Origin of the sequence: Comamonas sp. w2-DMI (assembly GCF_040187735.1) — a bacterium.
Lineage (GTDB): Bacteria > Pseudomonadota > Gammaproteobacteria > Burkholderiales > Burkholderiaceae_C > Comamonas > Comamonas terrae.
This window is the reverse complement of sequence record NZ_JBANEL010000004.1, coordinates 145,649-171,372: the sequence shown is the minus strand read 5'-3', so window position 1 is coordinate 171,372 and position 25,724 is coordinate 145,649. Positions and strand designations below refer to the sequence as shown.

The window sequence follows — 25,724 nt, the reverse complement described above, 5'->3', positions numbered from 1 at the left end:
GGAAGACGTGGTTCGGCCCGAAGGGTCACCACCCATATTTTCGGATGTACAAGCGCTTGAGCAGCGTGGTCAGCACAGCATAGGCCAGCAATATGACGATCAGCCAGGGAAAGTAGCTGGCCGGCAATGCCTGCAGCTTGAAGTGTCCGGCCAGCGGGCCCATGGGCAGGAAGATGCCGATGGCCATGATGGCTGCCGTGGTGGCCAGCAGGGGCCATGAGGCGCGGCTTTGCAGGAAGGGAATCCTGGGCGTGCGGATCATGTGCACGATCAGCGTCTGCGTGAGCAGTCCCACCACGAACCAGCCCGACTGGAACAGCGTCTGCCGCCCCGCCGCATCGGCTTGGAACACAAACCACATCAGCGCGAAGGTGAGCACGTCGAACAGCGAGCTGATGGGGCCGAAGAAGACCATGAAGCGGCCCAGGTCCTGCGGATTCCAGCGCAGCGGCCGCGCCACCTGCTCTTCGTCCACGTTGTCGAACGGAATGGCGATCTGCGAAATGTCGTACAGCAGGTTCTGCACCAGCAGCTGCATGGGCAGCATGGGCAGAAACGGGATGAAGGCCGAGGCGATCAGCACCGAGAACACGTTGCCGAAGTTGGAGCTGGCCGTCATGCGGATGTACTTGAGCATGTTGCTGAAGGTGCGGCGTCCTTCGACCACGCCCTGCTCCAGCACCATGAGGCTTTTCTCGAGCAGGATGATGTCGGCCGCCTCGCGCGCGATGTCCACGGCGCTGTCCACGCTGATGCCGATGTCGGCGGCGCGCAGCGCGGGCGCGTCGTTGATGCCGTCGCCCATGAAGCCCGTGATGTGGCCATTGGCGCGCAGCGCGTGCACGATGCGCTCCTTGTGCAGCGGCGTCAGGCGCGCGAACAGCACATGCGTTTGCACGGTGCGGCGCAGCTGCTGCTCGTCCATGGCCTCGATGTCGCTGCCGACCACGGCCTGGTCCACCTGCAGCCCCACGTCGCGGCAGACCTTGCGCGCCACCCGCTCGTTGTCGCCCGTGAGCACCTTGACCGCCACGCCGTGCTGCAGCAGCGCGGCAATCGCGGCATGGGTGGATTCCTTGGGCGGATCGAGAAAGGCCACGTAGCCGATCAAGGTCAGCTCGGCCTCGTCGGCAATGCCGTAGGTGTTCTTGTCGGGCGGCACTTCCTTCATGGCCACGGCCACCACGCGCAGGCCTTCGCTGTTCAGGCCTTCGGTGACGGCGCGCACCTGCTCGCGGCGCTGCGGCGTGAGCGGCAGCACCGCGTCGCCATCGCGCCCGCTGTCCCGGATATGCGTGCAGACCTGCAGGATTTCCTCGACCGCGCCCTTGCAGATCAGCTCGTGGTGGTGGTTGCGTTCGGCCACCACCACGGACATGCGCCGGCGCTGGAAGTCGAACGGAATCTCGTCGACCTTGCGGTAGTCCTCGTTGATGTGCAGCCGCGTGCGCAGCTCCACATGCTCGAGCACGGCGCGGTCCAGCAGGTTCTTGAGCCCGGTCTGGTAGTAGCTGTTGAGGTAGGCGAACTGCAGCACCTCGTCGCTGGGGCGACCCTGCACGTCGGTATGGCGCTCCAGCGCGATGCGGTCCTGCGTCAGCGTGCCGGTCTTGTCGGTGCACAGCACGTCCATGGCGCCGAAGTTCTGGATGGCATCCAGGCGCTTGACCACCACCTTCTGGCGCGCGAGCACCACGGCGCCCTTGGCCAGCGTGGAGGTCACGATCATGGGCAGCATCTCGGGCGTCAGTCCCACGGCCACCGACAGCGCGAACAGAAAGGCCTCGCCCCAGTCGCCCTTGGTGTAGCCGTTGATGAACAGCACCACGGGCACCATCACGGCCGCGAAGCGGATCAGCAGCCAGCTGACGCTGTTCACGCCTTTCTCGAAGGCCGTGGCCGTGCGGTCCTGGTGGGTGATGCGGGCGGCCAGCGTGCCGAAATAGGTCTGGTTGCCCGTGGCGACCACCACGGCCATGGCCGTACCCGAAACCACGTTGGTGCCCATGAACAGCAGATTGCCGGCTTCCAGCAGCTGGCCCGGCGCCAGGGCGGCGCGCGTGCGGCCATCCTTTTCCACGGGCAGCGACTCGCCGGTCATGGCCGCCTGGCTCACGAACAGGTCCTTGGCGGACAGCACGCGGCAGTCGGCCGGGATCATGTCGCCGGCCGACAGGGCCACGAGGTCCCCCGGCACGAGTTCGCGCATGGGCAGCTCGGACAGCGAGGCGTCATGGCCGTAGCCGCTGTCGCGGAAACCGGGAGGCGGCGCAGCGGCATCGTCCCCGGCCTTGCGGCGCACGGTGACGCGGTTGCCGACCAGGGCCTGCAGGCGCGCGGCCGCATGCCGGGACCTGCCCTCCTGCACGAAGCGCAGCAGCGTGGACAGCAGCACCATGCTGGCGATGACGATGGTGGCCTTCTCGTCCTCGGTGACGTAGGAGACCACGGCCAGCAGCGTCAGCAGCAGATTGAAGGGGTTGCGGTAGCAATGCCACAGGTGCAGCCAGGCAGGCAGCGGCTTTTCATGCGCCACCTCGTTGGGGCCGTGGCGGTCCAGGCGCTCGCGGGCCTGCCCGGGGCCCAGGCCCTGGGCCGACGTCTCCAACTGCTGCAGCAGCGCCTGTGCCGGACTGCAGGCCGCGGACTGCAGTGCCTGCACCAGCGCCGGCGGCACGGCGAGGGCCGTGGACGGGCCGGCAGCCGGCATGGGGCGGCGGCCGAACAGGCCCGCCAGGCGGTGGCTGCGCAGAAACGCCCGGAACAGGTTCTTGAGGATTTGCATGGCCGCCTCCCTTAGTGCAAGGCCTTGGCGGAGGTGCCGGAACGTGCCCACGGCAGCCGTGCCAGCCAGGGGCGCTGCGCCTCGGCGCGCAGCTGTTCGCAGATGCGGCTGCGCTGCTCGCGGGTCAGCAGGGACAGTGCATCGGCGCGCTGGCGCGTGCTGAGTTGGGCCATGGCGCCGGCCATCAGCTGCGTGGCGTGGCGGTCGGCCAGGTGGCGCAGCACATCGGCGCGGCGCTCGGCCAGCGCCGAACTCACGGCATGCGTGAGGCCATGGTGGCGGGAGTCGACAGAGATGAAAGATGCGGGGCGGCTGCGCTTGAGCACGCGCAGCCAGGCGAGGCGTTGCATGGGCATACTCCTTCGGGGATGGCCCGGGGAGCTGCCCGCCGCTGCTACGGCATCAGGCGCGCAACCCCGGGGCGGGGTTCCAGTCTGTGCGCGCTGCCTTCAGGCCAACACGCACGCCAACAGGCTTGCGGTTGCGCGCCGCCGGGGGCGCGCCGCAAGATCGACTCGGGTCGGGATCCATACGTGTTCCTTGCAAGAAAAGTGGATGAAGCGCGGGACGGCGGTGAAGCCGTTCAGCGAACGAAGCGGCCCTGCGTGCTCAGAAAGCTGCGGATGCGGTGCGTGGGCCAGCTGGTGCGGGCATCGAGTTCGCGCGTCTGCTCCAGGGCCTGCGGAACCGTTGCCGCGGCCTCTGGCGGGTGGGATGTGCCGCCCGCGCGGCCCGCATGGCCGGATGGGGCACACAGCAGCAGGCGCAGGGGACGCAGCTGGCGCAGAGAATGGGTCAGGCGGTGGCTCATGGCGTTCTCCTCGGCGGCTAATGCCTGTTGAAGGGAGCGGGCCAGGCGGCAGCGCTGCACAAGCGTTCTCGCGCGGTCACGGCCCGGCTCGCTGGAAGCGGGAACGGACTGCGGCGCGAAAAATCTCAGTGACGGGCAGAGCTTGCGGGTTTTCAGGTGCTACCTGTGCTGCGCACGGCAGGACAGCTCGGGCGCAGACAAGGAAAACAGCAAGATGCGAAGGTCGCGGGGCAAGGGATGCGGGGCGGTCGACGACGGCTCCCGATCCAGGGGGAGTCTGTCAGTCGGCCAGCAGCGCAGCCATTGCGGCCTGCGTTGAATCACTGGTTGAACTGGCACTGTCCACGTGGGGACTCCTGAAATTGCGAAGCCTTGATTATCGCCGTTTCGCCATCCTAGGGTCAACCCTGAATTGTGTCAGCCCGTCTCAGAAAGCCGTGCAGGATCAGCGCCTGCGCCGCGTAATAGGTGGCCAGCACGCCGACCGCAGCCCAGGGCAGGGGCTGGACGAAGCGGTTGATGGCCAGCAGCGAGTCGCTGAGCATGAACAGGCTGGCGCCCGCCGCCACCAGCAGCGAGGCCGGGTTGCGCAGCACGCGGTGCCGGCCCCAGGCCTGGGCGGCCATGGTGGCGATCACGCCCACATAGGCCAGCACGGGCAGGCGCAGGGCCGCGGGCAGGCCGCCCAGCCACAGCAGCGCATACATGGCCGCGGCAACCAGCGATATGCAGGCAACGGCCCTGCGGCTGGCCAGCCAGGGCGCATCGCTGCGCAGCAGGGCGATGTAGCAGACGTGGGCCAGCAGAAAGCTGACCAGGCCGGGGATGAAAAAGCCCTCGAACATGAGAAACGCATCGCCGGCCAGTGAAAAAAACAGAGCGCCTGCCGCAATCCATACCTGGTTTTTGGCGTGATTTCCATTGGATTCCAAGAAGGAGCGAGCGCTGGCTGCTAGGCAAAAAAGAGCAAACACCATGGCCAGCGGCTTGAAGAGCTGGTGCCATCCGGTCAGGCCCAGGGCCGCGGTGGCCGTGGCCAGTGCGCCGCTTTGCAGCATCAGCGCCAGCCAGGGGCTGATGCGCCCCTGCATGGCGGCGCACAGCGTCCACTGGCCGGCGAGCAGCACGCCGAACCAGAGCAGGTTGTGGGCCAGCGGCGCCTGGTCGGCCTGCCAGAGGAAGGCGGCCGTGCCGGCGACCAGCACGGCGAACTGCAGCGCAGAGAACCAGCGCAGGCCGCCCGGCATGGCCGGCGCATAGCGCACGCGGTGCTCGTCGAGGTCGAAGGCCGGCCTGGGAAAGCGGCTGGCCACGTCGGGCGGCCGCCAGCCCGGCGGCTTGAACCAGACCCGCAGCTTGTCGCCCAGGCGGCGCGCATGCCAGCTGTCGTGCGCGAGCTGGCGGTAGACCGCCACATTGGCCCACAGCGGGTCCCAGCTCCTGAGCAGGCCGCGCGTGCCGTAGACGCAGGGTTCCTCGTCGTCCTCGGTCTTGTAGGTGCCGAAGAGACGGTCCCAGACGATGAGAATGCCGCCGTAGTTCTTGTCGAGATAGCGGTCGTTGACGGCGTGGTGCACGCGGTGGTTGCTGGGCGCGCAGAACCAGCGGTCGAACCAGCCCAGGCGGCCCACCTGCTCGGTATGCACCCAGAACTGGTAGAGCAGGTCGATCAGCCCGACCACGGCAAACACCAGCGGCGGCACGCCGGCCAGCGCCATGGGCAGGTAGAAGATCCAGCCCAGCAGCGCGCCCGAGCTGGTCTGGCGCAGCGCGGTGGAGAGGTTGTAGTCCTGGCTCTGGTGGTGCACGGCATGGGCCGCCCACAGCACGCCCACCTCGTGGCCCATGCGGTGCAGCCAGTAGTAGCAGAAATCGTAGAACACCAGGGCCAGCAGCCAGCCGGGCAGGCTGAGCCAGAAGGCGTCGGCCTGCACCAGTGCCAGGTGCCCGGCGACAAAGGTGTAGAGGCCCAGCGTCAGCAGCTTGGTGAAGACCGCGCTGGTCTGGCTCAGCACGCCCAGGTTCAGCGAGGCGATGGCATCGTCCAGCCGGTAGGCGCTGCGCCCGCGCCGCATGCCGACGGCCCACTCGACGGCCATGAGGATGAAGAACACCGGCGTGGCCAGGACGATGACTTGGCTGGGGGAGAGCATGGGCACCGATTGTGGACAGCGCGGCGGCGGCAGCCATCCTAGGGTGAACACGCTTGCTAAGTAATTTCTGTTATGGCTGCCGAGTAACGGGCGTGAAATAATCGAAAGCTTGCCCCCTCGCCGATCCTTTTCCATGCCCACATCCCGCCGCTTCCTCGTGGCGGCAGCCGCCATGGTGGCTGCCGCCGGCCTGACCGCTCCCGCCGCGTTCGCCGCCGGCGATGCCTGGCCCGCCGCCAAGCCCATCACCCTGATCGTGCCCTTCAGCCCGGGCGGCAATGTGGACACCACGGCCCGCCTGATCGGCCAGAAGCTCGGCGAGCGCCTGAACCAGTCCATCGTGGTGGACAACGTGCCCGGCGCCGGCGGCGTGCTGGGCGTGAGCAAGGCCGTGAAGTCGCCGGCCGACGGCTATACGCTGCTCATGGGCTTCGACGGCCCGATCAGCATTGCCCAGCTCATCAATTCGGCCGTCCGGTACGACGCCGAGCGCGACCTGACGCCCGTGGGCCTGGTCACGATCGCGCCCGTGGTGGCCGTGGCCCGCCCGGGCCTGGCCGCGCACAACATCACCGAGCTGATCGCGCTGGCGCGCGCCCATCCCGGCGGCCTGACCTATGCGACCTCGGGCGTGGGCACCATGCTGCACCTGGCCATGGAGATGCTGCAGGAGCGCGCCAAGGTCAAGCTGGTGCACGTGCCCTACCGCGGCGGCGCGCAGATCACCAGCGACGTGATGGGCGGCCAGGTGGACGTGGGCATGCTGGTGACCACCAGCGCCACGCCGCTGGTCCAGCAGAAGAAACTCGTGGGCCTGGGCGTGACCTCGGCCAGGCGCATCGATTCCATCCCCGGCGTGATGACCTTCGCCGAATCGCCCGAGCTCAAGGGCTTCGACCTCAACACCTGGACCGGCCTGTTCGTGCCGGCCAAAACGCCGCAGGCCGTGGTGGCCCGCCTGTCCACCGAGCTGGCCGAGGTGCTCAAGCTGCCCGATGTGAGAAAGCGCCTGGAAGAGGGCGGCGCCACGCCGGGCACGGGCACGCCGGCAACCTTCGCCAGCTTTCTCAAGAAGGAAAAAGCCGGCTACGCGCAGATCGTGAAGTCGGCCAACATCCAGCAGGAATAAGCCGCCATGCCGCTCAACCCCGTCCACCCCGAAATCCACCCGCCCGTGCTGCCCGAGGTGGCAGCCGTGGCGCAGGAAATGCTGGCGCTGCGCCACGACCTGCATGCGCATCCCGAGCTGGCCTACGAAGAGCACCGCACGGGCGATATCGTGGCCGCCAGGCTGGCCGAATGGGGCTACGAGGTGCACCGCGGGCTGGGCGACACGGGCGTGGTGGGCACGCTGCGCTGCGGCGGCCCTGCAGGCGGCAGGCGCCTGGGCCTGCGCGCCGACATGGACGCGCTGCCCATCCGCGAGGCCACGGGCCTGCCCTATGCGAGCCGCCACGACGGCAAGATGCACGCCTGCGGCCACGACGGCCACACGGCCACGCTGCTGGCCGCGGCCCGGGTTCTGGCGCAGCGCCGGGACCGGCTCGATGGCACGCTGCACCTGATCTTCCAGCCGGCCGAGGAAGGCCATGGCGGCGCCAGGAAGATGGTGGAGCAGGGTCTGTTCGAGCGATTTCCCTGCGATGCGCTCTACGCCTTCCACAACGAGCCCGGCTATCCTGCCGGGCATTTCGGCTTCCGCGCGGGCGTGATGTATTCCAGCTCGGACACGGCCGTCATCACCATCCGCGGCAAGGGCGGCCATGGCGCCATGCCGCATGTGGCCGTGGACCCCATCGTCGTGGCCTCGCACCTGGTGCTGGCGCTGCAGACCATACGCTCGCGCGAGATCGACCCCAACGACATGGCCGTGGTCACCGTGGGCGCCATCCATGCGGGCGACGCGCCCAACGTGATCCCCGAGACCTGCGAGCTGCGCGTGACCATCCGCGCGCGCTGCCCCGAGGTGCGCGCCCTGCTGCGCGAGCGCATCACGGCCATGGCCCATGCGCAGGCCGCCGTGCACCGCGCCACGGCCGAGGTGGACTACAAGTGGCGCTACCCGCCCGTCATCAATGACGCGGCCGCCACGGATTTCGCCGTCGGCGTGGCGCGCGACTTCCTCGGCCAGGAGTGGCTGATCCCCGACCTGCAGCCGCTGCAGGCCAGCGACGACTTCGCCATCATGCTGAACGAGGTGCCGGGCAACTACTTCATCGTGGGCAACGGCATGGGCGAGGGCGGCTGCATGGTGCACAACCCCGGCTACGACTTCAACGACAACCTGCTGCCCGTGACGGCCTCGTACTGGGTGAAACTGGCCGAAGCCTACCTGAGCCGCGACCGCGCATGAACCCCATCGATCTCTCCGGCCAGAGCCTGCCGGGCTTTGACGCCACCACCGGTTACTGGCAGTCCATCGTCGGCGAGGCCGAGCTGGCCCAGCCACCCCATCCGCCCTATGCCAGAAGCTATCCCGCGCGCCTGCCCGACGGCCGCTACCTGGTGCTGCCGCTGCGCGGCATGCCCACGGCGTCCGGCGCCGCGCCGGACCGCTGCGTGGCCTCGCTGATCGCCAACCAGGCCAGTCTGGACGTGGTGGAGCAGCTGGCCCTGCACATGGCCGAAGGCGCCCGCGGCCATGCCTTCGACGTGATCGTGGGCCTGCCCACCCTGGGCCTGGCCTTTGCGCCGCTGGTGGCCCGCGCGCTGGGCCATGGCCGCTTCGTGCCGCTGGGCTATTCGCGCAAGTACTGGTACCGCGAGGAGCTGTCCGAGCCCGTGAGCTCCATCACCACGCCGGGCAAGGGCAAGCTGCTCTACGTGGACCCCAACCAGCTGGCGCTGATCGCCGGCCGGCGCGTGCTGGTGGTGGACGATGCCGTGAGCTCCGGCACCACCATGGCGGCCGGCCTGACGCTGCTGCAGCGCTGCGGCGCCGAGGTGGCCGCGATTGCCGTGGCCATGCGCCAGGGCACGCAGTGGCAGGAAAAGCTGCGCCGTGCCGACGGCTCCGCGATTCCCGTGGTCGGCGCCTACGACTGCCCGCGCATGGTGCGCCGCGCCGACGGCTGGTGGCCCGAGGACGCTGCGCCTTGATCGCTTCGCGGCCGCGTCAGGCTGCGGCCAGCGCGATCTGTACGGCCTGCATGCAGGCAAACGGCATGGCCCCGCCATGGTCGGCACCGGGCCAGACGGTATAGCGGGTACGCAGGCCGTTCACCGCTTTCAGCATTTCCGGCAGGTCGGCCGTGCTGCCCAGGGCCCGGGCCTGCAGCGCGGCAGCCTCGCGCCCGGGATCGGACGTGGCGCCGGGGACGCGGGGTTCCAGCTCCTTGCCGCCCTGGCTCAGATGCAGGCTCAGCGGCATGGCTGGCGATCCAGGCAGAGGCGTGCCGCCCGCGCCGTGGCGCGCGATGAAAGCCCGGCATTCCCTGAGCACCGCGCCGCCGCCCCACCACAGCGAGGGGCTGGCCGCCACGTGGTGGCGGAACATGCCGGGGCGGGTGAACAGCGCATGCAGCGTGCACAGGCCGCCGTAGGAATGGCCCAGCAGCGTCTGCTGCCGGGCATCGACCGGCAGCTCGGACTGCAGCAGCGGCTGCAGCGTGCCGGCGAAGAAATCCAGGAACCGGTCGGCGCCGCCCTGGGCGCGGCCCCGGGCATCGGGGCCCACGCCTTCGCCGGGCGGGGTGTAGTCATAGGTACGGGCCGCCAAGTCGTGGACGGCGCCGCCTGCGGGCATGGCATGGCCCAGGCCGACGACGATGGCGCTGCCGCCGCGCAGCGCCTGGCTGCGTGCGCCGCGGTTGTGCACCAGCTGCGCGACCAGTGGGAACATCAGATTGCCGTCCAGCACATAAATCACCGGATGGCCGCCGGCCGGCACCGCGCCTTCGGGCTCATAGACCATCACGCGGTGCTGGCGCGCGGCGGACGAGCCGGGCAGCGGCGCGGCCGGCAGGTCCAGCTGGCGCACGCCCGGCATGGTCCATGGCTGCCAGGGCGGCCTGGATCCCCCCTGGGCCCGGGCGCGGCTGTTTGCGGCCAGCGCCGGCAGGGCCAGGGCAGCGGCCAGCCATTGGCGGCGGGAGGGGCATGAAGCGTCGGGACGCGCCGGAGAAGAGGCGGCGGAAGTCGGCATGCGGCGGATCCGGGGAGAAAAAGAGGAGCGCAGGCCTTGGGCTGCACCGGTCTTTTTCATTCTAGATGATATTGATTCTCATTATTCTGAATGGTGGACGGCAATCCCGTCCGGTGCTGGCTGCGGCGCAGTGCGCGCGGCATACTCCAGGGATTGCAAAGGAGCCTAGACAAGCATGAGTACCTTCACCCTTTCCAGCCCCGATATTCCCGCAGGCGGCAGCGTGCCCGCGCACTTCGAGGCCGATGTGTTCGGCTGCGGCGGCCGCAACGAGTCGCCCGTGCTGCAGTGGAGCGGCGCCCCTGCAGACACCAGGAGCTTTGCCGTGACCGTGTACGACCCCGATGCGCCCACGGGCAGCGGCTGGTGGCACTGGATCGTGGTGGACCTGCCGGCCGGCACTTCGGAACTCCAGGCCAATGCCGGCGCCAAGGGCAGCAGCACGCTGCCGGCCGGGGCGCGCCAGATGCGCAACGACTACGGCGCCTTTGCCTGGGGCGGCATGTGCCCGCCGCCCGGCGACAAGCCCCACCGCTACATCTTCACCGTGCATGCGCTGTCGGTGGAGCGGCTGGACATTCCCGACGATGCCACGGCGGCCATTTGCGGCTTCATGATCAACGCCAACACCATCGCCAAGGCCACATTCACCTCGACCTACGGCCGTCCGGCCTGAGCGCCGCCCTGCGGGGATATCGAAAAGAGAAGCGCCTTGCGCTTGTCAGCGATGGTTTTCAACCTTTAAGAAGGCTGAAGCCATGGACTGGCAGGCGCAAGGCGCTCCTTTTTGGTGAGTGGCGCGTGCAGCCTGAATGCGGATCAGGTCAGCGCGCCGCGGCCGTCCACGGTGAAGATGCGCTCGACCACGCCCTTGAGCCGTCCGCCGCGCACGCCGATCAGATGGTCGTGCAGGTTGACCGTGGGATCGCAATGGCCGGGAATCAGCCACAGCGTCTCGCCCAGCGCGGGCAGCCAGCCGCTGGTGTTGCCGGCCTCTTCGGCCGGATAGAGCACGCCGTGCTCGTCGCCGCCGTTCGCAAAGCGCAGCGCCTGCCCGGGCGGCAGTGCGTGCAGCCGGGGCAGGCCCGAGTCCACGGCATGGGACTTGTGGCCCGCATCGCAGACGGCACGGCCTTCGCCGACCGACATGACCTGGGTCTTGACGTACAGCGCATGCTCGAACACAGGCTGGGCCGGATCGTGCTCGTTGGCCGCGTAGTCGGCGTCCATGAACAGGAAGGAGCCGGGCTGGATCTCGCCGTACACGCCGCTGGCGGCTTCGTTGACCATGGTGCCGGTGCCGGCGCCCGTGATCAGCGGCAGTTCGATGCCCGCGGCATCGAACGCATGGCGGGTGCGGTTGACATGCCCGAGCACCTGGGCAATGGCCTCGCGGCGCTCCCGGGCCGAGCGCAGGTGCTGGGCACCGCCGTGGTAGGCCTGCAGGCCCGCAAAGCGCAGCGTGGGCTGGGCCAGAATGGCGCGCGCCAGCTCCACCGCGGCCGCGCCGGGCGCCACGCCGCAGCGGTTCTGGCCCACGTTGATTTCCACCAGCACGTCGATGGCGCCGTTGGCCGCCTTTGCCTCCTGCATGGCCCTGGCCAGGCGCGCCACGCCTTCCGCGTTGTCGACGGCAATGGCCAGCCGGCCGCTGCGCGCATACAGCGTCTTGGCCAGGCGCGCCACGCGCTCGAGCTTGGCCGGCGAGACGACTTCGTTGCTGATGAAGATGTTGTTCACGCCGCCTTCGGCCAGGGCCTCGGCTTCCGAGACCTTCTGCACGCAGTGGCCGCAGGCGCCGGCCTGCTCCAGCAGCAGCGCGATGTGCGCGCTCTTGTGCAGCTTGGCATGGGGGCGCCACAGCACGCCGTGCTGCCGGGCAAAGCGGGCCATGCGCTCGATGTTGCGGTCCATGGCGTCGAGGTCGATGACCAGGGCGGGGGTGTCGATGCGGCGGGCGGCCTGGCCGACCAGGGCTTGCAGAGTCTCAGGAATGGATTTCATCGCGGCTGTCCGGGGAAAGATGGGCGGTATCGGCCCAGCCTACCAGAGACAGGCCTTCGGGTGTCCACAGCAGGCGGTTGATGGCCGCATTGGTCAGCTCCCAGGTGCGCGGCGCCTGCAGATCCTGGCGCGTGGCCAGGCGGTACAGGGTGTCCATCACGCCGCCGTGGGCCACCAGCACGATCTGCTCGCCCTCGTGGCGGCTGGCGATGCGGTCCACCGTGCGCGCAATGCGCTCGCGCAGCATGGCGAGCGACTCGCCGCCGCCGGGCAGCACGTATTGCGGGTCGCGCCTGCGCCAGCGCTGCGCGGCCTCGGGATGGGCGGCCTCGATTTCCTTGAAGGTATGGCCCTGGAACTGGCCGAAGCAGCGCTCGCGCAGGTCGGGCTCGGCATGCAGCGCGGCCCCGGCAGCGCGGGCCACGGCCTGGGCCGTGGCATAGGCGCGCTGCAGATCGCTGCTGTAGATGGCGGCAATGGGCTCGTGGACCAGGGCGCGGGCGGCCTGCTCGGCCTGCCACAGGCCGGTATCGTTGAGCGGAACATCCAGATGGCCCTGGATGCGGCCGTCCACGTTCCAGGTGGTTTCTCCGTGCCGGATGGCAATGATGCGCGTGACATGCATGGCGATGGTGCAGACCTGTGCTCTTGGTAACCGGACCATTGTCATGCAAACCGCCGCCGCGGGCTGCGACATGCGCGCGGTACTGTGCTGACGCCAAAGCAGCCAAGCCGGCCTGTAGGCGCAAAAAAGCCGATGCCCGCCCAGGTGCATCGGCGTGTGTCGAACCTTGTACGGATCAGATCAGCGACTTGGCATGGTCGAGCACGAAGTCGCAGGCCTTTTCCCTGAGGTTGCTCTTGACCTTGTCGAGGCTGAAGCTCTGGCCGTTTCCGCCCTTGACCAGGCCCATGAGCCCGTTCTGGTAGCCCTCGTCTCGGGGTTCTTCCTGCTGGCCCAGGCCCAGCTTGCCCAGCAGCTGGTTCTTGACCTGGGCGGCCTTGTCGGCGTTCAGGTAGTTGTTCTTCATGCAGTAGGTGATGACGCCGGCCGCATTGCTGGCCGTGCCCGAGCCCGTGAGGCCGCCCAGGCCCAGGGCCGACAGCGCCGGGGCTCCGCCCGCACCGCCGCCGGCATTGCCCAGCATGCCGCCCAGGCCCGCCGCGCCGGAGCCGCTTTCGGTTGCGCCACCGCCCAGCTGTCCACCCAGCTGGCCGCGCAGGGCATCGGTCAGGCCGCCGGCCTGCACGCTGAAGGCGCTGGCGGCCAGGGTGGCGCAGGCCAGCGCAGAGAGGGCAAATCGCTTCATGCTGTATTCCTTTCCGTGGTCGGCGGCGGCGCCCGCCGCAGGCGCCTGGCCGCGTAACCGAGAGGCCTGCACGTTAGCACGCGCCGGCTGCGCGCATGCATGGGCAAGTGTGGAAGATTGCAAAAACGCCGGGCAGCGGTCCGGCTGCTCCACCGGCGCCCTCAGCGCACGGGGGGGGCCGGCCGGCGCGGCCGCCGGAGCGGGTGCCGGTGTGGCTGCGGCGGCCGGGGCAGCGGCCTGGGCCGGCTGGATCACCGTGCGCACATTGCGCGATCCCTGCGGCGGACGCGGAAAGCCGGTCAGCGCCGCATCGAACAGAACGCCGAAGATGGCCGGGTCGTCGGTCCAGACATCCTGGCGCTGGGCCGAGGTCTCGTAGACGATCTGCTGGGTCTTGATGTCGCGCATCACCAGGCTCACGGCGCGGTAGTACTCCAGCGGCGGCTCGTTGAACATGCCGCCCCCGAAGCCCCAGCCCCAGCCTCGGCCGTAGCTCATGCCCCAGCCCCAGCGCGGGCCCCAGTACGGGTCGTAATAGGGCCAGCTCGCGTAGTCGCGCGCATAGCGGGCCACGGCGCTGATCTGCACCACCAGGCTGGCGCGCGCATCGTCGCGCGTCAGCCCCACGCGGGCCAGCGCCTGCTGGGCCTGGGCCTCGATGGCGGGAAAGCTCAGCTGGCCCTGCTGCGAGGGCAGGGTTTCCAGCCGGTAGGTCGGCGGCGCGGGAATGGCGCCCAGCGAGGAATAGCTCTGCACCGTGCTGTTGACTTCGCGCACCGTGCTGCAGCCCGCGAGCAGGGCGGTGGCCGTGAGCGCGATGGCGTAGATCCAGCGCTTGTTCATGCTTGCTCTCCTGTTCGTGAAAAAGGCCCGCGGGTGACGGGCCTTTGTTGGACCTTGGGCGGCCGCTTTGGTTCAACAGCCGCGCTTCAGGACAGTTGTATCACCTGCATGCCGGGCAGGCCGGCGGCAACCGGAAGCTCTTCATGGTCAAACGCCATGTCGCCGTTGGGATCGGCGATGCCCGTGGCCCGGGCGTTCTTGAAGTCGTGCAGCTCGGGGTCCATCATGTGCGTGGTCACGATGTTGCCCATGGCGCGGAACATGCTCTCGATGCGGCCCGGGAACTTCCGGTCCCATTCGCGCAGCATCTCGCCCACGGCCACGCGCTGCAGGCCGTCCTGGCTGCCGCAGAGGTTGCAGGGGATGATGGGGAAGTTCTGGTACTGGGCCCAGCGCGTCGTGTCCTTCTCGGGCACGTAGCACAGGGGCCGGATCACCACATGCCTGCCGTCGTCGGAGACCAGCTTGGGCGGCATGCCCTTCATGCGGCCGCCATAGAACATGTTGAGCATCAGCGTCTGCACGATGTCGTCGCGGTGGTGGCCCAGCGCCACCTTGGTGCAGCCCAGCTCGTCGGCCACCTTGTACAGGATGGCGCGGCGCAGGCGCGAGCACAGGCCGCAGGTGGTCTTGCCCTCGGGCACCACGCGCTTGACGACGCTGTAGGTGTCCTGGTTCTCGATGTGGTAGTCCACGCCGATGCTCTGGAAATACTCGGGCAGGATGTGCTCGGGAAAGCCGGGCTGCTTCTGGTCCAGGTTCACGGCCACGATGTCGAACTTCACGGGCGCGCGCTTTTGCAGCTTGCGCAGGATGTCCAGCAGCGTGTAGCTGTCCTTGCCGCCCGACATGCAGACCATGACCTTGTCGCCTTCCTCGATCATGTTGAAGTCGAGGATGGCGCGGCCCACTTCGCGGCACAGGCGCTTTTCGAGCTTGATCTGCTCGCGCTCGATCTTGATCTTGTTGGGCTTGGCTTCGCCTTCGGGCGCCGCGCCTTCGGGCGTCGCAGCAGTTTCGGCCGCGTCCAGGGCGGCAGCCTCTTCGGCAATCCAGGGGTTGTCGTTCACAGCATTCATGGGGTTCACCATTGTCCGGTTTCGATGCGAATGGCCACTTCGCAGTCATCAAAAATTTCCAGCTTCGCGATCTTCACGCGCACGCCGCGCACGCCCGGCAGCTGCAGCAGGCGCTGGGCCAGCTTGCCGATCAGGCTCTCGAGCAGGTTCACATGCTCGGAGGTGCACTCGTCGATGATGATCTGCCGCACCTTGCGGTAGTCCAGCACATGCAGGATGTCATCGTCACGCGGCGCCAGGGGCTGGGGCCCCAGGTGGAGCTCGGCATCGACCTGGATGGGCTGGGGCGCATTCTTCTCGTGCGCAAGAATCCCCAGGCTGGCGTCGAAGCGCAGGCCCGTGAGGGTGAGTATCTGTTGTCCGGAGGCGGAAGTCATTGCAGTTGTCGTGCGGTGCCGTAGCAGGCGCTCACATCATCGAAAAATCGCGCTCGAAGCGCTGTAAGTGCTGGCCGCCATCGACCAGCAGGGTGGTTCCTGTCATCGCCCGGTTCTCCAGCGCGAAGCACACGGCCGAGGCAATGTCCTCGGCGCTGGAGGAGCGGCCCAGCGGGCTCATGGCGTGCAGCTGCTCGAAGCGCTCCTGGCTCAGCATGTGGCTGGTCAGCGTGAGGCCCGGCGCCACGCCGACCACGCGCACGCGCGGCGCTAGCGCCAGCGCCAGCATGGTGTTGGCAGCCTCCAGCGCCGCCTTGGAAAGCGTGTAGCTCAGAAAGTCCGGATTCTGGTTCCAGAGCTTCTGGTCCAGCACGTTGACCACGGCGCCCTGGATGGGTTCAGCCTGCCCGCCTTCGGCCGCGGCCCGCTCCTCGAGGTGGGCATGCAGTGCCTGGGCCAGCAGGATGGGTGCGCCGGTATTGCTGCGCAGGTGCGCCTCCAGCGCCGCATAGCTGAAGTCGTGCACATCGTCGTGCTCGAACAGCGAGGCGTTGTTGACCACGGCGTCGAGGCGGCCGAAATGCTGCACGACGCGCGGCACCAGGGCGCGCACCGCGCTCTCGCCAAAGAAATCTGCATCAAAAGCCGCGCTGTTGCCCGACAGCTCTGCGCAGGCAGCTACGGTTTCAAGAGCTTCCTGCCGGGAGCCGCGGTAATGCACGGCCACCTGCCAGCCTGCACGGGCCAGCGCCAGGGCCATGTCGCGTCCCAGGCGACGGGCAGCGCCGGTCACCAAAACAGTGCGTGTTCGGGCAAGGGAGGACATTCGTGGAAAAATGCGGGTTGTGACGACAGAACCCTCAAGTTTAACGAGCGCCTTGCAATCGCGTATTGCACAGGAGATTGCCGCAGCCGGCGGCTGGCTGCCTTTCGACCGGTTCATGGCGCTGGCGCTGTATGCGCCGGGCCTGGGCTACTACGCCAACGAGACGGCCAAGTTCGGGGCCCTGCCCGAATCGGGCAGCGATTTCGTGACGGCGCCGGAGATCTCGCCGATCTTCGGCCAGCTGGTGGCCGCGCAGCTGGCCGAGGCGCTGGACAGGACAGACACCCGGGAAATCTGGGAGTTTGGCGCCGGCACGGGGGCGCTGGCCCTGCAGATCCTGGACGAACTGGCTGCCCGGGGCCGCCTGCCCGCGCGCTACACCATCGTCGACCTCTCGGGCACGCTGCGCGCCCGCCAGCAGCTCAAGCTGGCCCGGTACGAGCATCTGCTGCGCTGGGTGGACGCGCTGCCCGACGCCATGGAAGGCGTGATCGTGGGCAACGAGGTGCTGGATGCCATGCCGGTGCAGCTGCTGCAGCGCACGAAGGGCCAGTGGTTCGAGCGCGGCGTGGCGGTGAGGCAGGCCGAGGGCGGCGAGGCCTTTGCCTGGGAGGACCGGCCGACCGGGCTGCGCCCTCCCGTGGAGATCGACGGCCCGCACGACTACCTGACCGAGATCCACCGCCAGGGCGAGGCCTTCATCCGCACCCTGGGCGAGAAGCTCCAGCGCGGCGCGGCCTTCTTCATCGACTACGGCTTCGGCGAAAGCGAGTACTACCATGTGCAGCGCCACATGGGCACGCTGGTCTGCCACTACCAGCACCAGGTGGACAGCGATCCGCTGGTGCAGGTGGGCCTCAAGGACATCACGGCCCATGTCAACTTCACGGGCACGGCCGTGGCCGCGCAGGATGCGGGCTTCGAGGTGCTGGGCTATACCAATCAGGCCCACTTCCTGATCAACTGCGGCCTGGCGCCCAGGATGGATGCGGCCAACCTCAAGGCGCGCTCCATGGCCGCCAAGCTGGTGATGGAGCACGAGATGGGCGAGCTTTTCAAGGTCATCGCCCTGTCCAAGGGCGTGCAGCCCTGGGCGCCGCTGGGCTTTGTGCGCGGCGACCGCACCCACCGGTTGTAACGCCTTATTGTTTCTCCAGCCCCGCGGCCTGGATGATGCCGGCCCAGTGCCTGAACTCGGTGCGCGTGAAATCGCGGAACGCAGCCGAGCCCAGCAGGCGCGGCTCGCCGCCCAGGGCCGCGACCCGGGCCTTGAATTCGGGGCTGCTGGCCACCTTGAGCGTGGCCGCCTCCAGCCGCTGGACGACGGAGCGCGGCGTTCCCTTGGGCGCCAGCACGCCGTTCCAGGTGGCGGTGACGAAGGACGGGAAGCCGCTTTCCTTCATGGTCGGCACCTGGGGCAGCTGCGGCAGGCGCTCGGCGGAGGTCACGGCCAGCGCCTTGAGCTTGCCGCTCTGGATGAAGGGCAATGCCGGCGTGATGTTCTCGAAGATGAAGTCGATCTGGCCGCCGATCAGGTCGCTCAGGGCCGGAGCGCTGCCCTTGTAGGGTGCATGGACCAGGTCCAGCCGGGCGGCGCTCTTGAGCAGCTCGCCCGACAGGTGCACGGTCGAGCCCACGCCCGGCGAGCCATAGCTCATGCCGCTGCGGCGCTCGCGCGCATGGCTCACCAGTTCGGCCACCGACCTGACCGGCGTCCTGGCCTCGTTGACCACCAGCACATTGGGAATGGAGGTCACCAGCGCGATGTATTCGAAGTCGTCCAGGCTTTTTTCGCTGAGGTTGCGGTACAGGCTGGGGTTGATGGCCTGCGTGCCCGCCGTGCCGAACAGCAGCGTGTAGCCGTCATTGGCGGCCGCCGCGACGCGGCTGGCGCCGATGGCGCCGTTGGCTCCGGGCACGTTCTCCACCACCACCGGCTGGCCCAGCGCCTCGGCCAGGCCCTGGCCGACCAGGCGCGCCACCACGTCGGTGTTGCCGCCGGGCGCGAAAGGCACGACCAGCTTGATGGCGCGGCTGGGGTAGGTGTCGGCGGCGGCAAAGGCCGGGGCGGCAAGGCCGGCGGCCAGCAGCGCGGCGGCCCGGAGGAATTGTTGGCGGGAGAAGGTCTGGGGCACGGAATGTCTCGCTGTCTCGTTGTTGTCCACGGGCGTGGGGTCCGGCCCTGCAGGGCGCATGGCCTGGCCGATCATGGGCAGGGAGCGCAATTGACGTCAATCAATCTTTGGGAAGCACTTCATTCACAAACGGAATGGCAGGCTGCGCCATCCCGGCCCTGCGCCGGCAGTGGTGCCCGGGTTCCGGCGGCCGCCTATACTGACGGCCTCATGATCCGCTGGCTGCTCATCATCTTCCTGGCCCTGCTGCTCATCAACGGCCTGCATGCCTGGCTGGAGCGCATCGGCCTGGGCCGCCTGCCGGGCGACTTGCGCTTCAGGCTTTTCGGCCGCGAATTCTTCCTGCCCGTGGCCAGCACCGTGGTGCTGAGCCTGATTGCGGCGCTGGTCGCACGGTTTGTGAAGCTGTGAGAACGTGTTTCCCGGCCATCCGCCCGGCTTGAATCCCGGGGCGCCGGCTGCACATGCAGGGAGTGCGGCAAGGCCATGCGAAGGGCTGCCGCGTCCGAACGAGAAAGGCTTCTCATGTCCGATTCCCTGCACTATGTCTGCCCTCATTGCCACACGACCAACCGCATCGCGCGCGCGCAACTGGGCAACCAGCCCAACTGCGGCAGCTGCCACCAGCCGCTGGTGACCGGCGAGCCCGTGGCGCTGGATGCCGACAGCTTTGCCAGGCACACGGGCCGCAGCCAGCTGCCCGTGGTGGTGGATTTCTGGGCGCCCTGGTGCGGCCCCTGCCGCATGATGGCGCCAGGCTTTGCCCAGGCCGCTAAGACGCTGGCCGGCCAGGCCCAGTTCGCCAAGCTCGATACCGAGGCCCATCCGCAGACTTCGGCCCCATTCGGCATCCGCAGCATTCCGACCATGGTGGTGTTCAAGGAAGGCAAGGAGCTGGCGCGCATCTCGGGCGCCTGCCGCCCGGCGAGATCGTGCGCTGGGTGCAGTCGGTGATCTGAGAGATTGCAAATAGCGCGGGGTTTGTCGCCTCTTTAACGGTGTTTTGGCGGCGCAGCCATCAATCTGTACGGGTTTGAGCGCTTTCAAACCCATGACACAAGGAGACAGATGATGAATGCCCCTCTCGGCGCGGCGCTGGCCGCTTCCCTGGCCTTGCTGGCCGCCTGCACCACCACCGTTTCTCCGCCCGAATCGCAGCCGCCCGCGTCGGCCGCGCAGGTCGGCGAATCCCGGCCCGGCTCGGGCTATCTCAAGGGTTATCTGGCGCGCAGCGATCTGCCCGACAGCCTGGCCCTGCTGCCGCCACCGCCGGCGGCGGATTCGGCCGCGCTGGCGGCCGATGGCCAGGCCTACCGCGCGCTGACCGCCTTGCGCGCCGGGCCGCGCGGCGCCCAGGCCGCCCGGGACGCGCAGCTGCGCTTTCCGCAGGCCGCAGACGCGTTTGCCTGCGCGCTGGGCGTGGAGGTCTCCGAGCAGGCCACGCCGCACCTGAACATGCTGCTGCGGCGCACGCTGTCGGACGCGGGGCTGGCCACCTACAAGGCCAAGGACCATTACCAGCGCACACGGCCCTTCGTCGCTTTCAAGGAGCCCAGCTGCACGCCTGCCGACGAGCCGGCCCTGGCCCGGGACGGCTCCTATCCGTCGGGCCATTCGGCCATAGGCTGGGCCTGGGCGCTGGTGCTGACCGAAGTGGCGCCCGAGCGCGCCGATGCGCTGCTGCAGCGCGGGCGTTCGTTCGCGCAGAGCCGGGGCGTGTGCGGAGCCCACTGGGCAAGCGACATCGAGGCGGGCCGCCTCATGGGTTCGGCCGTGGTGGCGCGGCTGCATGACAACGCGGTGTTCCGGGCGCAGCTGGCCCTGGCGCGGCAGGAGGTCGCCGCCGCCCGCGGCAAGGGCAAGGTGCCCGATGCCGCCGCCTGTGCCGCGCAGCAGCAGGTTCTGGACACCTCGGCCCGGCTCGCGCCCTGAGCCGCGGCGGCTAGAGAGGCTGCTGCTGCAGCCAGTGCGCGATCGCCCGTTCGCGGGCTTGGCTTACCGCGTCGCCCACGGCCTTGCCCTTGAGGCCGCGCTCTGCCGCCGCCTGGGCGATGGGCGCGGTCTCCACCGCACGGGCCGCCTGCAGCGCCGCGCCCAGCCGCTGGCGCTGCGGATAGGGCGCCTCCTCGAAGCCCAGGCGGCCGTGCGCATCGCATTCGCAGGCGAGCAGGGCCTGCTCGAAGCGCTCGGGCTTGCGCAGTGCATCGCAGCGCTCCAGCAGGCGCAGCAGGGCCGCGGCCTGGAGTTCGCCGCTGCGGTGGATGTTGCCGTGCTCGCGCGCGACGAGGTCGGCGAGTTCGCGGCATTCATTGGGCACGCGCCAGCGCTCGCAGACATGCTTGAGCAGGCGGGCACTGCGCTGCTCGTGGCCGATGTGGCGCGGCAGCACGTCGGCGGGCGTGGTGCCCTTGCCGAAGTCGTGGCACAGGCAGGCAAAGCGCACGGCCAGCGGCGCCTGCAGGCGGGCCGACATGTCCAGCACCATCATGGCGTGTACGCCGCTGTCCACCTCGGGGTGGTATTGGGCGCGCTGGGGCACGCCCCAGAGACGGTCCAGCTCGGGCAGCAGCACGGCCAGTGCGCCGCACTCGCGCAGGATGGTGAACATGCGCGAGGGCTGCGCCTCCATCAGGCCGCGCGCGACTTCCTGCCAGACACGCTCGGGCACCAGGGCATCGACCTCGCCAGCCGCCACCATCTCCCGCATGAGCTGCAGGGTTTCGGGCGCCACCGTGAATTCGGTGAAGCGCGCCGCAAAACGGGCCAGACGCAGTATGCGCACCGGGTCCTCGCGGAATGCATCCGTCACGTGGCGCAGCACCCTGGCCTGCAGATCGCGCTGCCCGTGATAGGGGTCGAAAAGCTCGCTGGTGCTCTCCCACTTTGCGGGAGCAGCTATGGCATTGATAGTGAGATCACGCCGGGCCAGGTCTTCTTCCAGTGTCACGTCGGCCGAGGTGTGCACGACAAAGCCGCGGTAGCCCACGCCGGACTTGCGCTCGGTGCGTGCCAGCGCATATTCCTCATGGGTTTCGGGGTGCAGGAAGACGGGGAAGTCGCGCCCCACCGGCACATAGCCGCGGGCAGCCATCTGCTCGGGCGTGGCGCCGACCACCACCCAGTCCGTATCGTTCACCGGCAGGCCGAGCAGGCGGTCACGTACCGCTCCGCCGACCTGGTAGACCTTGATTTCGCTCATGCCGCAATGGTAGGGCCTGCACAGGGCGCATGCGGCGAGCGCGGGCTCCGGGCGGTGTCGCCGCCATGCCATGGCGTATCGCCGTGGCGGGTTGAAAATCCCGTCGGCCGGTCTTGGCCTCCCCCGCTTTTTTCATCCTCATCCCCCATTCTTCAAGGAGACATATCCATGCCCTGGTCCTTCAGGCCGCATTCCATGAGCCTGGCCGTTGCCGGCCTGGTGGCGCTCGCCGCCCTGCCGGTTCTTGCCGGCCCGCCCTCCGATGCCACGCGGCAGGCCGCCCGCGCCAGCCTGCAGGAGTGGATCGATGTGCTGGCCCTGCCCAATGACGCCAACGTGCCGGCCGACATCCAGAAGAACGTGGCCTGGTTCGCAAGGGCTTTCGAGCGCCGCGGTTTTGCGGTCAGCCAGCTGGCCAACGGCGACAAGCCCATGCTGCTGGCCACGCAGGCGCCGGCGGCCGGCAACCGCAAGACGGTGCTTTTCTATGCCCACCTCGACGGCCAGGCCGTCAAGCCCGAGGAATGGCAGCAGTCCAGCCCGTGGAAGGCCACGCTCAAGCAGCGCACGGCCGACGGCCGCTGGGCCGAGCTGCCGATAGAGCGGCTGCAGGGCGAGAAAATCGATCCGGAATGGCGGGTATTCGCGCGCTCGTCGTCGGACGACAAGGCGCCCATCGTGATGCTGCTTGCGGCGCTGGACGCGCTCAAGGCCGAGGGGCGTGAAGCGGGCGTGGACATCAAGGTGCTGCTCGACTCGGAAGAGGAGAAGGGCTCGCCCACGCTGGGGCGCGTGATCGGCGAGAACCTGCAGGCGCTCCAGGCCGATGCCATGGTGGTGCTGGACGGACCCATGCATGCCAGCAACCGGCCCACCCTGGTTTTCGGCAACCGCGGCGTGGCCCAGGCCACGCTCACCGTCTACGGCCCCAGCCAGGAGCTGCACAGCGGCCACTACGGCAATTACGCGGCCAACCCCGCGCAAAGCCTGGCGCGGCTGCTGGCCAGCATGAAGGACGACGAAGGGCGGGTACTGGTCAAGGGCTACTACGACGGCATTGAGCTCGACAGCCAGGCCAGGGCCGTGATGCAGGCCGTGCCCGATGACGAGGCCGCGCTGCGCCGGCGCCTGGGCATCGCCCAGGCCGAATCCGTGGGCGGCAGCTACCAGGAGGCCATGCAATACCCGTCGCTGAACGTGCGCGGCCTGCAGAGCGCGGAAGTCGGCCCCAAGGCGCGGACCGTGATTCCTGCGACGGCCGTGGCCGAGATCGACATGCGCACCGTTCCCGAAACGCCGCCCGAGCGCCTGGAAAAGCTGCTGCGCGCCCATATCGAGGCCCAGGGTTTCCATCTGACCGAGGGTGCCCCGTCGGCAGATGAGCGCGCGCGCCATCCGCGGCTGGCCACGCTGAAGATGGGCGGCGTCTCGGCCTCGGGCTCGGCCGTGCGCACGCCGCTCGATGCGCCCGTGGGCCAGTGGCTGCGCCGCGGCATGGACCGGGCCTGGGGCAGCGCTCCGGTGCAGATCCGCATGATGGGGGGCACCGTGCCGACCGGCGCGGCCATCCAGGCGCTGGGGATTCCCTTCGTCATCGTGCCCCTGGTCAATGCCGACAACAACCAGCACAGCTTCAACGAGAACATGCGGCTGGGCAACTACTTCGACGGCGTGCACAGCCTGGTGAACATGCTGGCCGAGCCGTTCTAGGAGCTGTTCACATAACGCACGTGGATCGCGTTGTGCAGCCTTGGGATGGATGCCGGGCGCCGGGCCGCAGCAAGGTAGGCACCTTGCAAGGACCGGCAACGCCGCAGACGCCCAAGGCTGCACAACCCTCCGGGCAAGCCAGGGTATGTGAACAGGTCCTAGGCGCCGTCAGTTGGCAGGGGCGCTGCGGTACGGTTCCTCGAAGGGGCGGAAGTCGTGCTCGGCCAGCGCCGCCTGCACCCACTCCTGCACCGCAGGCAGATTGCGCACGCGCTGGACATAGGACTGCACCAGGGGCGGTATGGGCAGGGCGTAGGTGATCAGGCGCATGCAGACCGGGGCGAAGAAGGCATCCACGATGCTGAACTGCTCGAACAGCATGGGGCCTTTGCCCTGCGTCAGCAGCGGCGTCCACAGCACTTCCAGCCGCTGCACGTCTTCGCGCAGGCCCGGGTTGTCGGCCCACAGCCGGGCGCCCACCTCGGGCAGGCGGGCCTCGATATTCATGGGGCACAGGCTGCGCAGCGTGGTAAAGCCGCTGTGCATCTCGGCCACCATGCTGCGGGCCCGGGCACGCTGCGGGCCCTGTTGCGGCCACAGGTGCTTTTCGGGAAATTTCTCGGCCAGGTATTCGGCAATTGCCAGGCTGTCCCAGATGGACAGTCCCTCTTCGACCAGCACCGGCACCTTGCCGGCGGCCGATACGGCCTGCAGGCGCTGCTTGAAGTTGGAGTCGGGCGCAAAGCTGTCGAAGCGCAGCTGCACTTCCTCGAAGGGGATGCCGGCCTGGCGCATCAGCACCCAGGGGCGCATGGACCAGGAGGAGTAGTTCTTGTTGCCGATATAGAGCGTGAGCATGGAGGGCCCCTGTGCAAATGTGCGGATGGTGCGAAGGCAGCCAGCTTAGCAAGAACGGCGGGTATGCCCACGCAGGTGCGAGGCCTGCCCGGCAATGTTGTAATCCGGGGCATGTCTGCACCGTCTTCCCCAACGCCCCGTCCCGATACCCTTGCCGCCCCCGGCGCCGGCCGCCACAAGGCGGCGCTGGTGCTGTTTTCGGGCGGCCAGGACTCCACCACCTGCCTGGCGCAGGCTCTGTCGCAATTCGAGCGCGTGGAGACGCTGGGTTTCGACTATGGCCAGCGCCATGACGTGGAGATGCGGGTGCGCCTGGACGTGCGCCGGGCGCTGGCCCAGCGTTTTCCGCAGTGGGCGCCGCGCCTGGGCGAGGACCATGTGCTGTCGCTGGACGTGCTCAGGCAGATCGGCGGTTCGTCCCTCACCGAGGACGTGGCCTTTGCCATGCAGGCCGACGGCCTGCCCAATACCTTCGTGCCGGGGCGCAACCTGCTGTTCCTCACGCTGGCCGGCGCGCTGGCCTACCGGCGCGGCCTGTCGGTGATCGTCACCGGCGTGTGCGAGACCGATTACTCGGGCTACCCCGATTGCCGGGACGACACCATGAAGGCCCAGCAGCTGGCGCTGAACCTGGGGCTGGACCGGCGCCTGCGCATCGACACGCCGCTGATGTGGCTGGACAAGGCCCAGACCTGGCAGCTGGCCCGGGAGCTGGGCGGCGAGGCGCTGGTGGAGCTGATCCGCACCGAGACCCACACCTGCTACCAGGGCGTGCGCGACGTGCTGCACGACTGGGGCTACGGCTGCGGCCGCTGCCCGGCCTGCGAGCTGCGGGCCCACGGCTGGGCGCAGTGGCGCGCCCAGCACGCCGCCTGAAGCCGCTTCCGCGGCCTATTTCCCGGGCAGGCCCGGCACGGGCCAGACCACGCCGTTGTCGTTGAGGATGGCGTCCAGGGGCTGGTCGTGGGGCTCGGGCTCGAAGTCGTCCACATAACCTTCGGCGTAGCCCAGGCCCACGGTGAACGGGCGCGGCTGCAGCTGGGCCAGCGTGCGGTCGTAGAAGCCCCCGCCATAGCCCAGGCGGAAGCCGCCGCCGCCGTAGCCCACGCAGGGCACGAAGAGCAGGGTGGGGGCCAGGATTTCCGTGTCCTTGGGCTTGGGGATGCCGTAGGCATCCTCCTCCATGGGGCAGCCCGGATACCAGGCATGAAAGCTGAGCGTCTTACGCTGCTTATCGATCACCGGGAGGCCGATCTTGCGCCGTTGTGGGGTACCCTGTAGCTCGCCATCTTCCTTCCAGCGATGCAGTGCGGGCAGCGGGTCGAACTCACCCTTGATGGGCCAGTAGGCTCCGATCACGGTGTCGGGGCGGTCTATCAGCCAGAAGCGCATCACCTGCTGCAGGGCGTCAGCGCGCTGCAGGCGGTCGGGAAGGTTGAGGCGCTGGTCAATCAACGTGCGGCGCAGAGCTGCTTTGTCCATCAGATAAT

Annotated in this window: 24 protein-coding genes and 2 pseudogenes; 10 read left to right on the top strand and 16 right to left on the bottom strand. The window is 68.7% G+C overall.

Annotated elements, in window-relative coordinates; translation table 11 throughout:
* Nucleotides 1–25: 25 nt before the first annotated feature.
* From mgtA to V8Z74_RS06535, 4 genes are all read right to left on the bottom strand, one after another.
* Complete coding sequence (gene mgtA, locus V8Z74_RS06550) at nt 26–2,785, bottom strand: magnesium-translocating P-type ATPase (protein WP_349708609.1); 2,760 nt, start codon at nt 2,783–2,785, stop codon at nt 26–28.
* A gap of 11 nt (nt 2,786–2,796) precedes the next feature.
* Entirely contained in the window at nt 2,797–3,135 is a 339-nt protein-coding gene (locus V8Z74_RS06545) for a hypothetical protein (RefSeq protein WP_349708608.1), read from the bottom strand.
* 233 nt (nt 3,136–3,368) lie between these two features.
* Nucleotides 3,369–3,596: a hypothetical protein gene (locus V8Z74_RS06540; protein WP_349708607.1), complete on the bottom strand. Its 228-nt coding sequence runs from the start codon at nt 3,594–3,596 to the stop codon at nt 3,369–3,371.
* A gap of 401 nt (nt 3,597–3,997) precedes the next feature.
* Nucleotides 3,998–5,749 (bottom strand): lysoplasmalogenase family protein, encoded by a 1,752-nt coding sequence (locus V8Z74_RS06535; RefSeq protein ID WP_349708606.1) that lies wholly within the window; start codon nt 5,747–5,749, stop codon nt 3,998–4,000.
* 133 nt (nt 5,750–5,882) lie between these two features.
* Here V8Z74_RS06535 and V8Z74_RS06530 point away from each other — a divergent pair, with 133 nt between their 5' ends.
* From V8Z74_RS06530 to V8Z74_RS06520, 3 genes are read left to right on the top strand one after another with little or no spacing between them, the layout of a single operon-like run.
* On the top strand, nt 5,883–6,878 hold the full coding sequence (locus V8Z74_RS06530; RefSeq protein WP_066475873.1) for a Bug family tripartite tricarboxylate transporter substrate binding protein: 996 nt from the start codon (nt 5,883–5,885) through the stop codon (nt 6,876–6,878).
* A gap of 6 nt (nt 6,879–6,884) precedes the next feature.
* Complete coding sequence (locus tag V8Z74_RS06525; RefSeq protein ID WP_349708605.1) at nt 6,885–8,102, top strand: M20 aminoacylase family protein; 1,218 nt, start codon at nt 6,885–6,887, stop codon at nt 8,100–8,102.
* A complete protein-coding gene (locus tag V8Z74_RS06520; RefSeq protein ID WP_066475882.1) occupies nt 8,099–8,848 on the top strand; it encodes a phosphoribosyltransferase in 750 nt (249 codons plus the stop codon). The genes V8Z74_RS06525 and V8Z74_RS06520 overlap by 4 nt, the downstream gene beginning before the upstream one ends.
* A gap of 16 nt (nt 8,849–8,864) precedes the next feature.
* Here V8Z74_RS06520 and V8Z74_RS06515 read toward each other — a convergent pair whose 3' ends face one another.
* Nucleotides 8,865–9,893, bottom strand: coding sequence for an alpha/beta hydrolase (locus V8Z74_RS06515; RefSeq protein ID WP_349708604.1), 1,029 nt, complete (start codon nt 9,891–9,893; stop codon nt 8,865–8,867).
* Nucleotides 9,894–10,068: 175 nt separating this feature from the next.
* Between V8Z74_RS06515 and V8Z74_RS06510 the strand changes: the two genes are divergently transcribed.
* Complete coding sequence (locus tag V8Z74_RS06510) at nt 10,069–10,569, top strand: YbhB/YbcL family Raf kinase inhibitor-like protein (RefSeq protein WP_066475884.1); 501 nt, start codon at nt 10,069–10,071, stop codon at nt 10,567–10,569.
* Between the two features lie 143 nt (nt 10,570–10,712).
* Here the strand turns inward: V8Z74_RS06510 and V8Z74_RS06505 are convergent, their stop codons facing one another.
* The 7 genes and pseudogenes from V8Z74_RS06505 to V8Z74_RS06475 all read right to left on the bottom strand — a co-directional run bounded on the left by V8Z74_RS06505 (nt 10,713) and on the right by V8Z74_RS06475 (nt 16,332).
* A complete protein-coding gene (locus V8Z74_RS06505) occupies nt 10,713–11,897 on the bottom strand; it encodes a DSD1 family PLP-dependent enzyme (RefSeq protein WP_349708603.1) in 1,185 nt (394 codons plus the stop codon).
* Nucleotides 11,881–12,522, bottom strand: coding sequence for a histidine phosphatase family protein (locus tag V8Z74_RS06500; protein ID WP_066475887.1), 642 nt, complete (start codon nt 12,520–12,522; stop codon nt 11,881–11,883). Before V8Z74_RS06500 ends, V8Z74_RS06505 begins: the two co-directional genes overlap by 17 nt.
* A gap of 175 nt (nt 12,523–12,697) precedes the next feature.
* Nucleotides 12,698–13,207 carry a YjjA family protein gene (locus V8Z74_RS06495; RefSeq protein ID WP_349708667.1) on the bottom strand — a complete coding sequence of 170 codons (510 nt, stop codon included), beginning with the start codon at nt 13,205–13,207 and terminating at the stop codon, nt 12,698–12,700.
* Between the two features lie 165 nt (nt 13,208–13,372).
* Nucleotides 13,373–14,050, bottom strand: a pseudogene (locus tag V8Z74_RS06490) (DUF4136 domain-containing protein); the annotation flags it as partial.
* 86 nt (nt 14,051–14,136) lie between these two features.
* On the bottom strand, nt 14,137–15,129 hold the full coding sequence (ttcA, locus tag V8Z74_RS06485; protein WP_502879470.1) for a tRNA 2-thiocytidine(32) synthetase TtcA: 993 nt from the start codon (nt 15,127–15,129) through the stop codon (nt 14,137–14,139).
* Nucleotides 15,130–15,134: 5 nt separating this feature from the next.
* Nucleotides 15,135–15,506, bottom strand: coding sequence for a dihydroneopterin aldolase (locus V8Z74_RS06480; RefSeq protein WP_066475895.1), 372 nt, complete (start codon nt 15,504–15,506; stop codon nt 15,135–15,137).
* A gap of 31 nt (nt 15,507–15,537) precedes the next feature.
* Nucleotides 15,538–16,332, bottom strand: a complete 795-nt coding sequence (locus tag V8Z74_RS06475) for an SDR family oxidoreductase (RefSeq protein WP_066475897.1) — start codon at nt 16,330–16,332, stop codon at nt 15,538–15,540.
* 10 nt (nt 16,333–16,342) lie between these two features.
* Between V8Z74_RS06475 and V8Z74_RS06470 the strand changes: the two genes are divergently transcribed.
* The gene (locus tag V8Z74_RS06470) at nt 16,343–17,470 is read left to right on the top strand and encodes a class I SAM-dependent methyltransferase (RefSeq protein WP_083526588.1); all 1,128 of its coding nucleotides are present in this window, start codon (nt 16,343–16,345) and stop codon (nt 17,468–17,470) included.
* A 4-nt stretch (nt 17,471–17,474) separates the two neighbouring features.
* Here V8Z74_RS06470 and V8Z74_RS06465 read toward each other — a convergent pair whose 3' ends face one another.
* On the bottom strand, nt 17,475–18,467 hold the full coding sequence (locus V8Z74_RS06465; RefSeq protein WP_349708666.1) for a Bug family tripartite tricarboxylate transporter substrate binding protein: 993 nt from the start codon (nt 18,465–18,467) through the stop codon (nt 17,475–17,477).
* Nucleotides 18,468–18,677: 210 nt separating this feature from the next.
* Here V8Z74_RS06465 and V8Z74_RS06460 point away from each other — a divergent pair, with 210 nt between their 5' ends.
* From V8Z74_RS06460 to V8Z74_RS06450, 3 genes and pseudogenes are all read left to right on the top strand, one after another.
* On the top strand, nt 18,678–18,878 hold the full coding sequence (locus V8Z74_RS06460) for a DUF2905 domain-containing protein (protein ID WP_066475899.1): 201 nt from the start codon (nt 18,678–18,680) through the stop codon (nt 18,876–18,878).
* Between the two features lie 114 nt (nt 18,879–18,992).
* A pseudogene (trxC, locus tag V8Z74_RS06455) lies at nt 18,993–19,426 on the top strand (thioredoxin TrxC).
* A gap of 112 nt (nt 19,427–19,538) precedes the next feature.
* Nucleotides 19,539–20,399: an acid phosphatase gene (locus tag V8Z74_RS06450; protein WP_349708601.1), complete on the top strand. Its 861-nt coding sequence runs from the start codon at nt 19,539–19,541 to the stop codon at nt 20,397–20,399.
* Nucleotides 20,400–20,409: 10 nt separating this feature from the next.
* Here the strand turns inward: V8Z74_RS06450 and V8Z74_RS06445 are convergent, their stop codons facing one another.
* Nucleotides 20,410–21,657: a multifunctional CCA addition/repair protein gene (locus V8Z74_RS06445; RefSeq protein WP_349708665.1), complete on the bottom strand. Its 1,248-nt coding sequence runs from the start codon at nt 21,655–21,657 to the stop codon at nt 20,410–20,412.
* Nucleotides 21,658–21,834: 177 nt separating this feature from the next.
* Between V8Z74_RS06445 and V8Z74_RS06440 the strand changes: the two genes are divergently transcribed.
* Nucleotides 21,835–23,376: a M20/M25/M40 family metallo-hydrolase gene (locus V8Z74_RS06440; protein WP_349708600.1), complete on the top strand. Its 1,542-nt coding sequence runs from the start codon at nt 21,835–21,837 to the stop codon at nt 23,374–23,376.
* A gap of 168 nt (nt 23,377–23,544) precedes the next feature.
* Here V8Z74_RS06440 and V8Z74_RS06435 read toward each other — a convergent pair whose 3' ends face one another.
* Nucleotides 23,545–24,234, bottom strand: coding sequence for a glutathione S-transferase family protein (locus V8Z74_RS06435; protein WP_066475904.1), 690 nt, complete (start codon nt 24,232–24,234; stop codon nt 23,545–23,547).
* A 111-nt stretch (nt 24,235–24,345) separates the two neighbouring features.
* Here V8Z74_RS06435 and queC point away from each other — a divergent pair, with 111 nt between their 5' ends.
* A complete protein-coding gene (queC, locus tag V8Z74_RS06430) occupies nt 24,346–25,110 on the top strand; it encodes a 7-cyano-7-deazaguanine synthase QueC (protein WP_349708599.1) in 765 nt (254 codons plus the stop codon).
* Nucleotides 25,111–25,125: 15 nt separating this feature from the next.
* Here queC and V8Z74_RS06425 read toward each other — a convergent pair whose 3' ends face one another.
* A complete protein-coding gene (locus V8Z74_RS06425) occupies nt 25,126–25,716 on the bottom strand; it encodes a 5-formyltetrahydrofolate cyclo-ligase (protein WP_066475908.1) in 591 nt (196 codons plus the stop codon).
* Nucleotides 25,717–25,724: the final 8 nt, after the last annotated feature.

What these genes read in the sequence shown, in the direction of transcription:
- mgtA (WP_349708609.1), bottom strand. Translation starts at nt 2,785, where the DNA reads ATGCAAATCCTCAAGAACCTGTTCCGGGCGTTTCTGCGCAGCCACCGC.
- V8Z74_RS06505 (WP_349708603.1), bottom strand. Translation starts at nt 11,897, where the DNA reads ATGAAATCCATTCCTGAGACTCTGCAAGCCCTGGTCGGCCAGGCCGCC.
- V8Z74_RS06535 (WP_349708606.1), bottom strand. Translation starts at nt 5,749, where the DNA reads ATGCTCTCCCCCAGCCAAGTCATCGTCCTGGCCACGCCGGTGTTCTTC.
- V8Z74_RS06450 (WP_349708601.1), top strand. Translation starts at nt 19,539, where the DNA reads ATGAATGCCCCTCTCGGCGCGGCGCTGGCCGCTTCCCTGGCCTTGCTG.
- V8Z74_RS06425 (WP_066475908.1), bottom strand. Translation starts at nt 25,716, where the DNA reads ATGGACAAAGCAGCTCTGCGCCGCACGTTGATTGACCAGCGCCTCAAC.
- V8Z74_RS06545 (WP_349708608.1), bottom strand. Translation starts at nt 3,135, where the DNA reads ATGCAACGCCTCGCCTGGCTGCGCGTGCTCAAGCGCAGCCGCCCCGCA.
- V8Z74_RS06475 (WP_066475897.1), bottom strand. Translation starts at nt 16,332, where the DNA reads ATGTCCTCCCTTGCCCGAACACGCACTGTTTTGGTGACCGGCGCTGCC.
- V8Z74_RS06440 (WP_349708600.1), top strand. Translation starts at nt 21,835, where the DNA reads ATGCCCTGGTCCTTCAGGCCGCATTCCATGAGCCTGGCCGTTGCCGGC.
- V8Z74_RS06530 (WP_066475873.1), top strand. Translation starts at nt 5,883, where the DNA reads ATGCCCACATCCCGCCGCTTCCTCGTGGCGGCAGCCGCCATGGTGGCT.
- V8Z74_RS06495 (WP_349708667.1), bottom strand. Translation starts at nt 13,207, where the DNA reads ATGAAGCGATTTGCCCTCTCTGCGCTGGCCTGCGCCACCCTGGCCGCC.
- V8Z74_RS06525 (WP_349708605.1), top strand. Translation starts at nt 6,885, where the DNA reads ATGCCGCTCAACCCCGTCCACCCCGAAATCCACCCGCCCGTGCTGCCC.
- V8Z74_RS06435 (WP_066475904.1), bottom strand. Translation starts at nt 24,234, where the DNA reads ATGCTCACGCTCTATATCGGCAACAAGAACTACTCCTCCTGGTCCATG.
- V8Z74_RS06520 (WP_066475882.1), top strand. Translation starts at nt 8,099, where the DNA reads ATGAACCCCATCGATCTCTCCGGCCAGAGCCTGCCGGGCTTTGACGCC.
- V8Z74_RS06470 (WP_083526588.1), top strand. Translation starts at nt 16,343, where the DNA reads ATGCGGGTTGTGACGACAGAACCCTCAAGTTTAACGAGCGCCTTGCAA.
- V8Z74_RS06500 (WP_066475887.1), bottom strand. Translation starts at nt 12,522, where the DNA reads ATGCATGTCACGCGCATCATTGCCATCCGGCACGGAGAAACCACCTGG.
- V8Z74_RS06540 (WP_349708607.1), bottom strand. Translation starts at nt 3,596, where the DNA reads ATGAGCCACCGCCTGACCCATTCTCTGCGCCAGCTGCGTCCCCTGCGC.
- V8Z74_RS06515 (WP_349708604.1), bottom strand. Translation starts at nt 9,893, where the DNA reads ATGCCGACTTCCGCCGCCTCTTCTCCGGCGCGTCCCGACGCTTCATGC.
- ttcA (WP_502879470.1), bottom strand. Translation starts at nt 15,129, where the DNA reads ATGAATGCTGTGAACGACAACCCCTGGATTGCCGAAGAGGCTGCCGCC.
- V8Z74_RS06510 (WP_066475884.1), top strand. Translation starts at nt 10,069, where the DNA reads ATGAGTACCTTCACCCTTTCCAGCCCCGATATTCCCGCAGGCGGCAGC.
- V8Z74_RS06480 (WP_066475895.1), bottom strand. Translation starts at nt 15,506, where the DNA reads ATGACTTCCGCCTCCGGACAACAGATACTCACCCTCACGGGCCTGCGC.
- queC (WP_349708599.1), top strand. Translation starts at nt 24,346, where the DNA reads ATGTCTGCACCGTCTTCCCCAACGCCCCGTCCCGATACCCTTGCCGCC.
- V8Z74_RS06460 (WP_066475899.1), top strand. Translation starts at nt 18,678, where the DNA reads ATGATCCGCTGGCTGCTCATCATCTTCCTGGCCCTGCTGCTCATCAAC.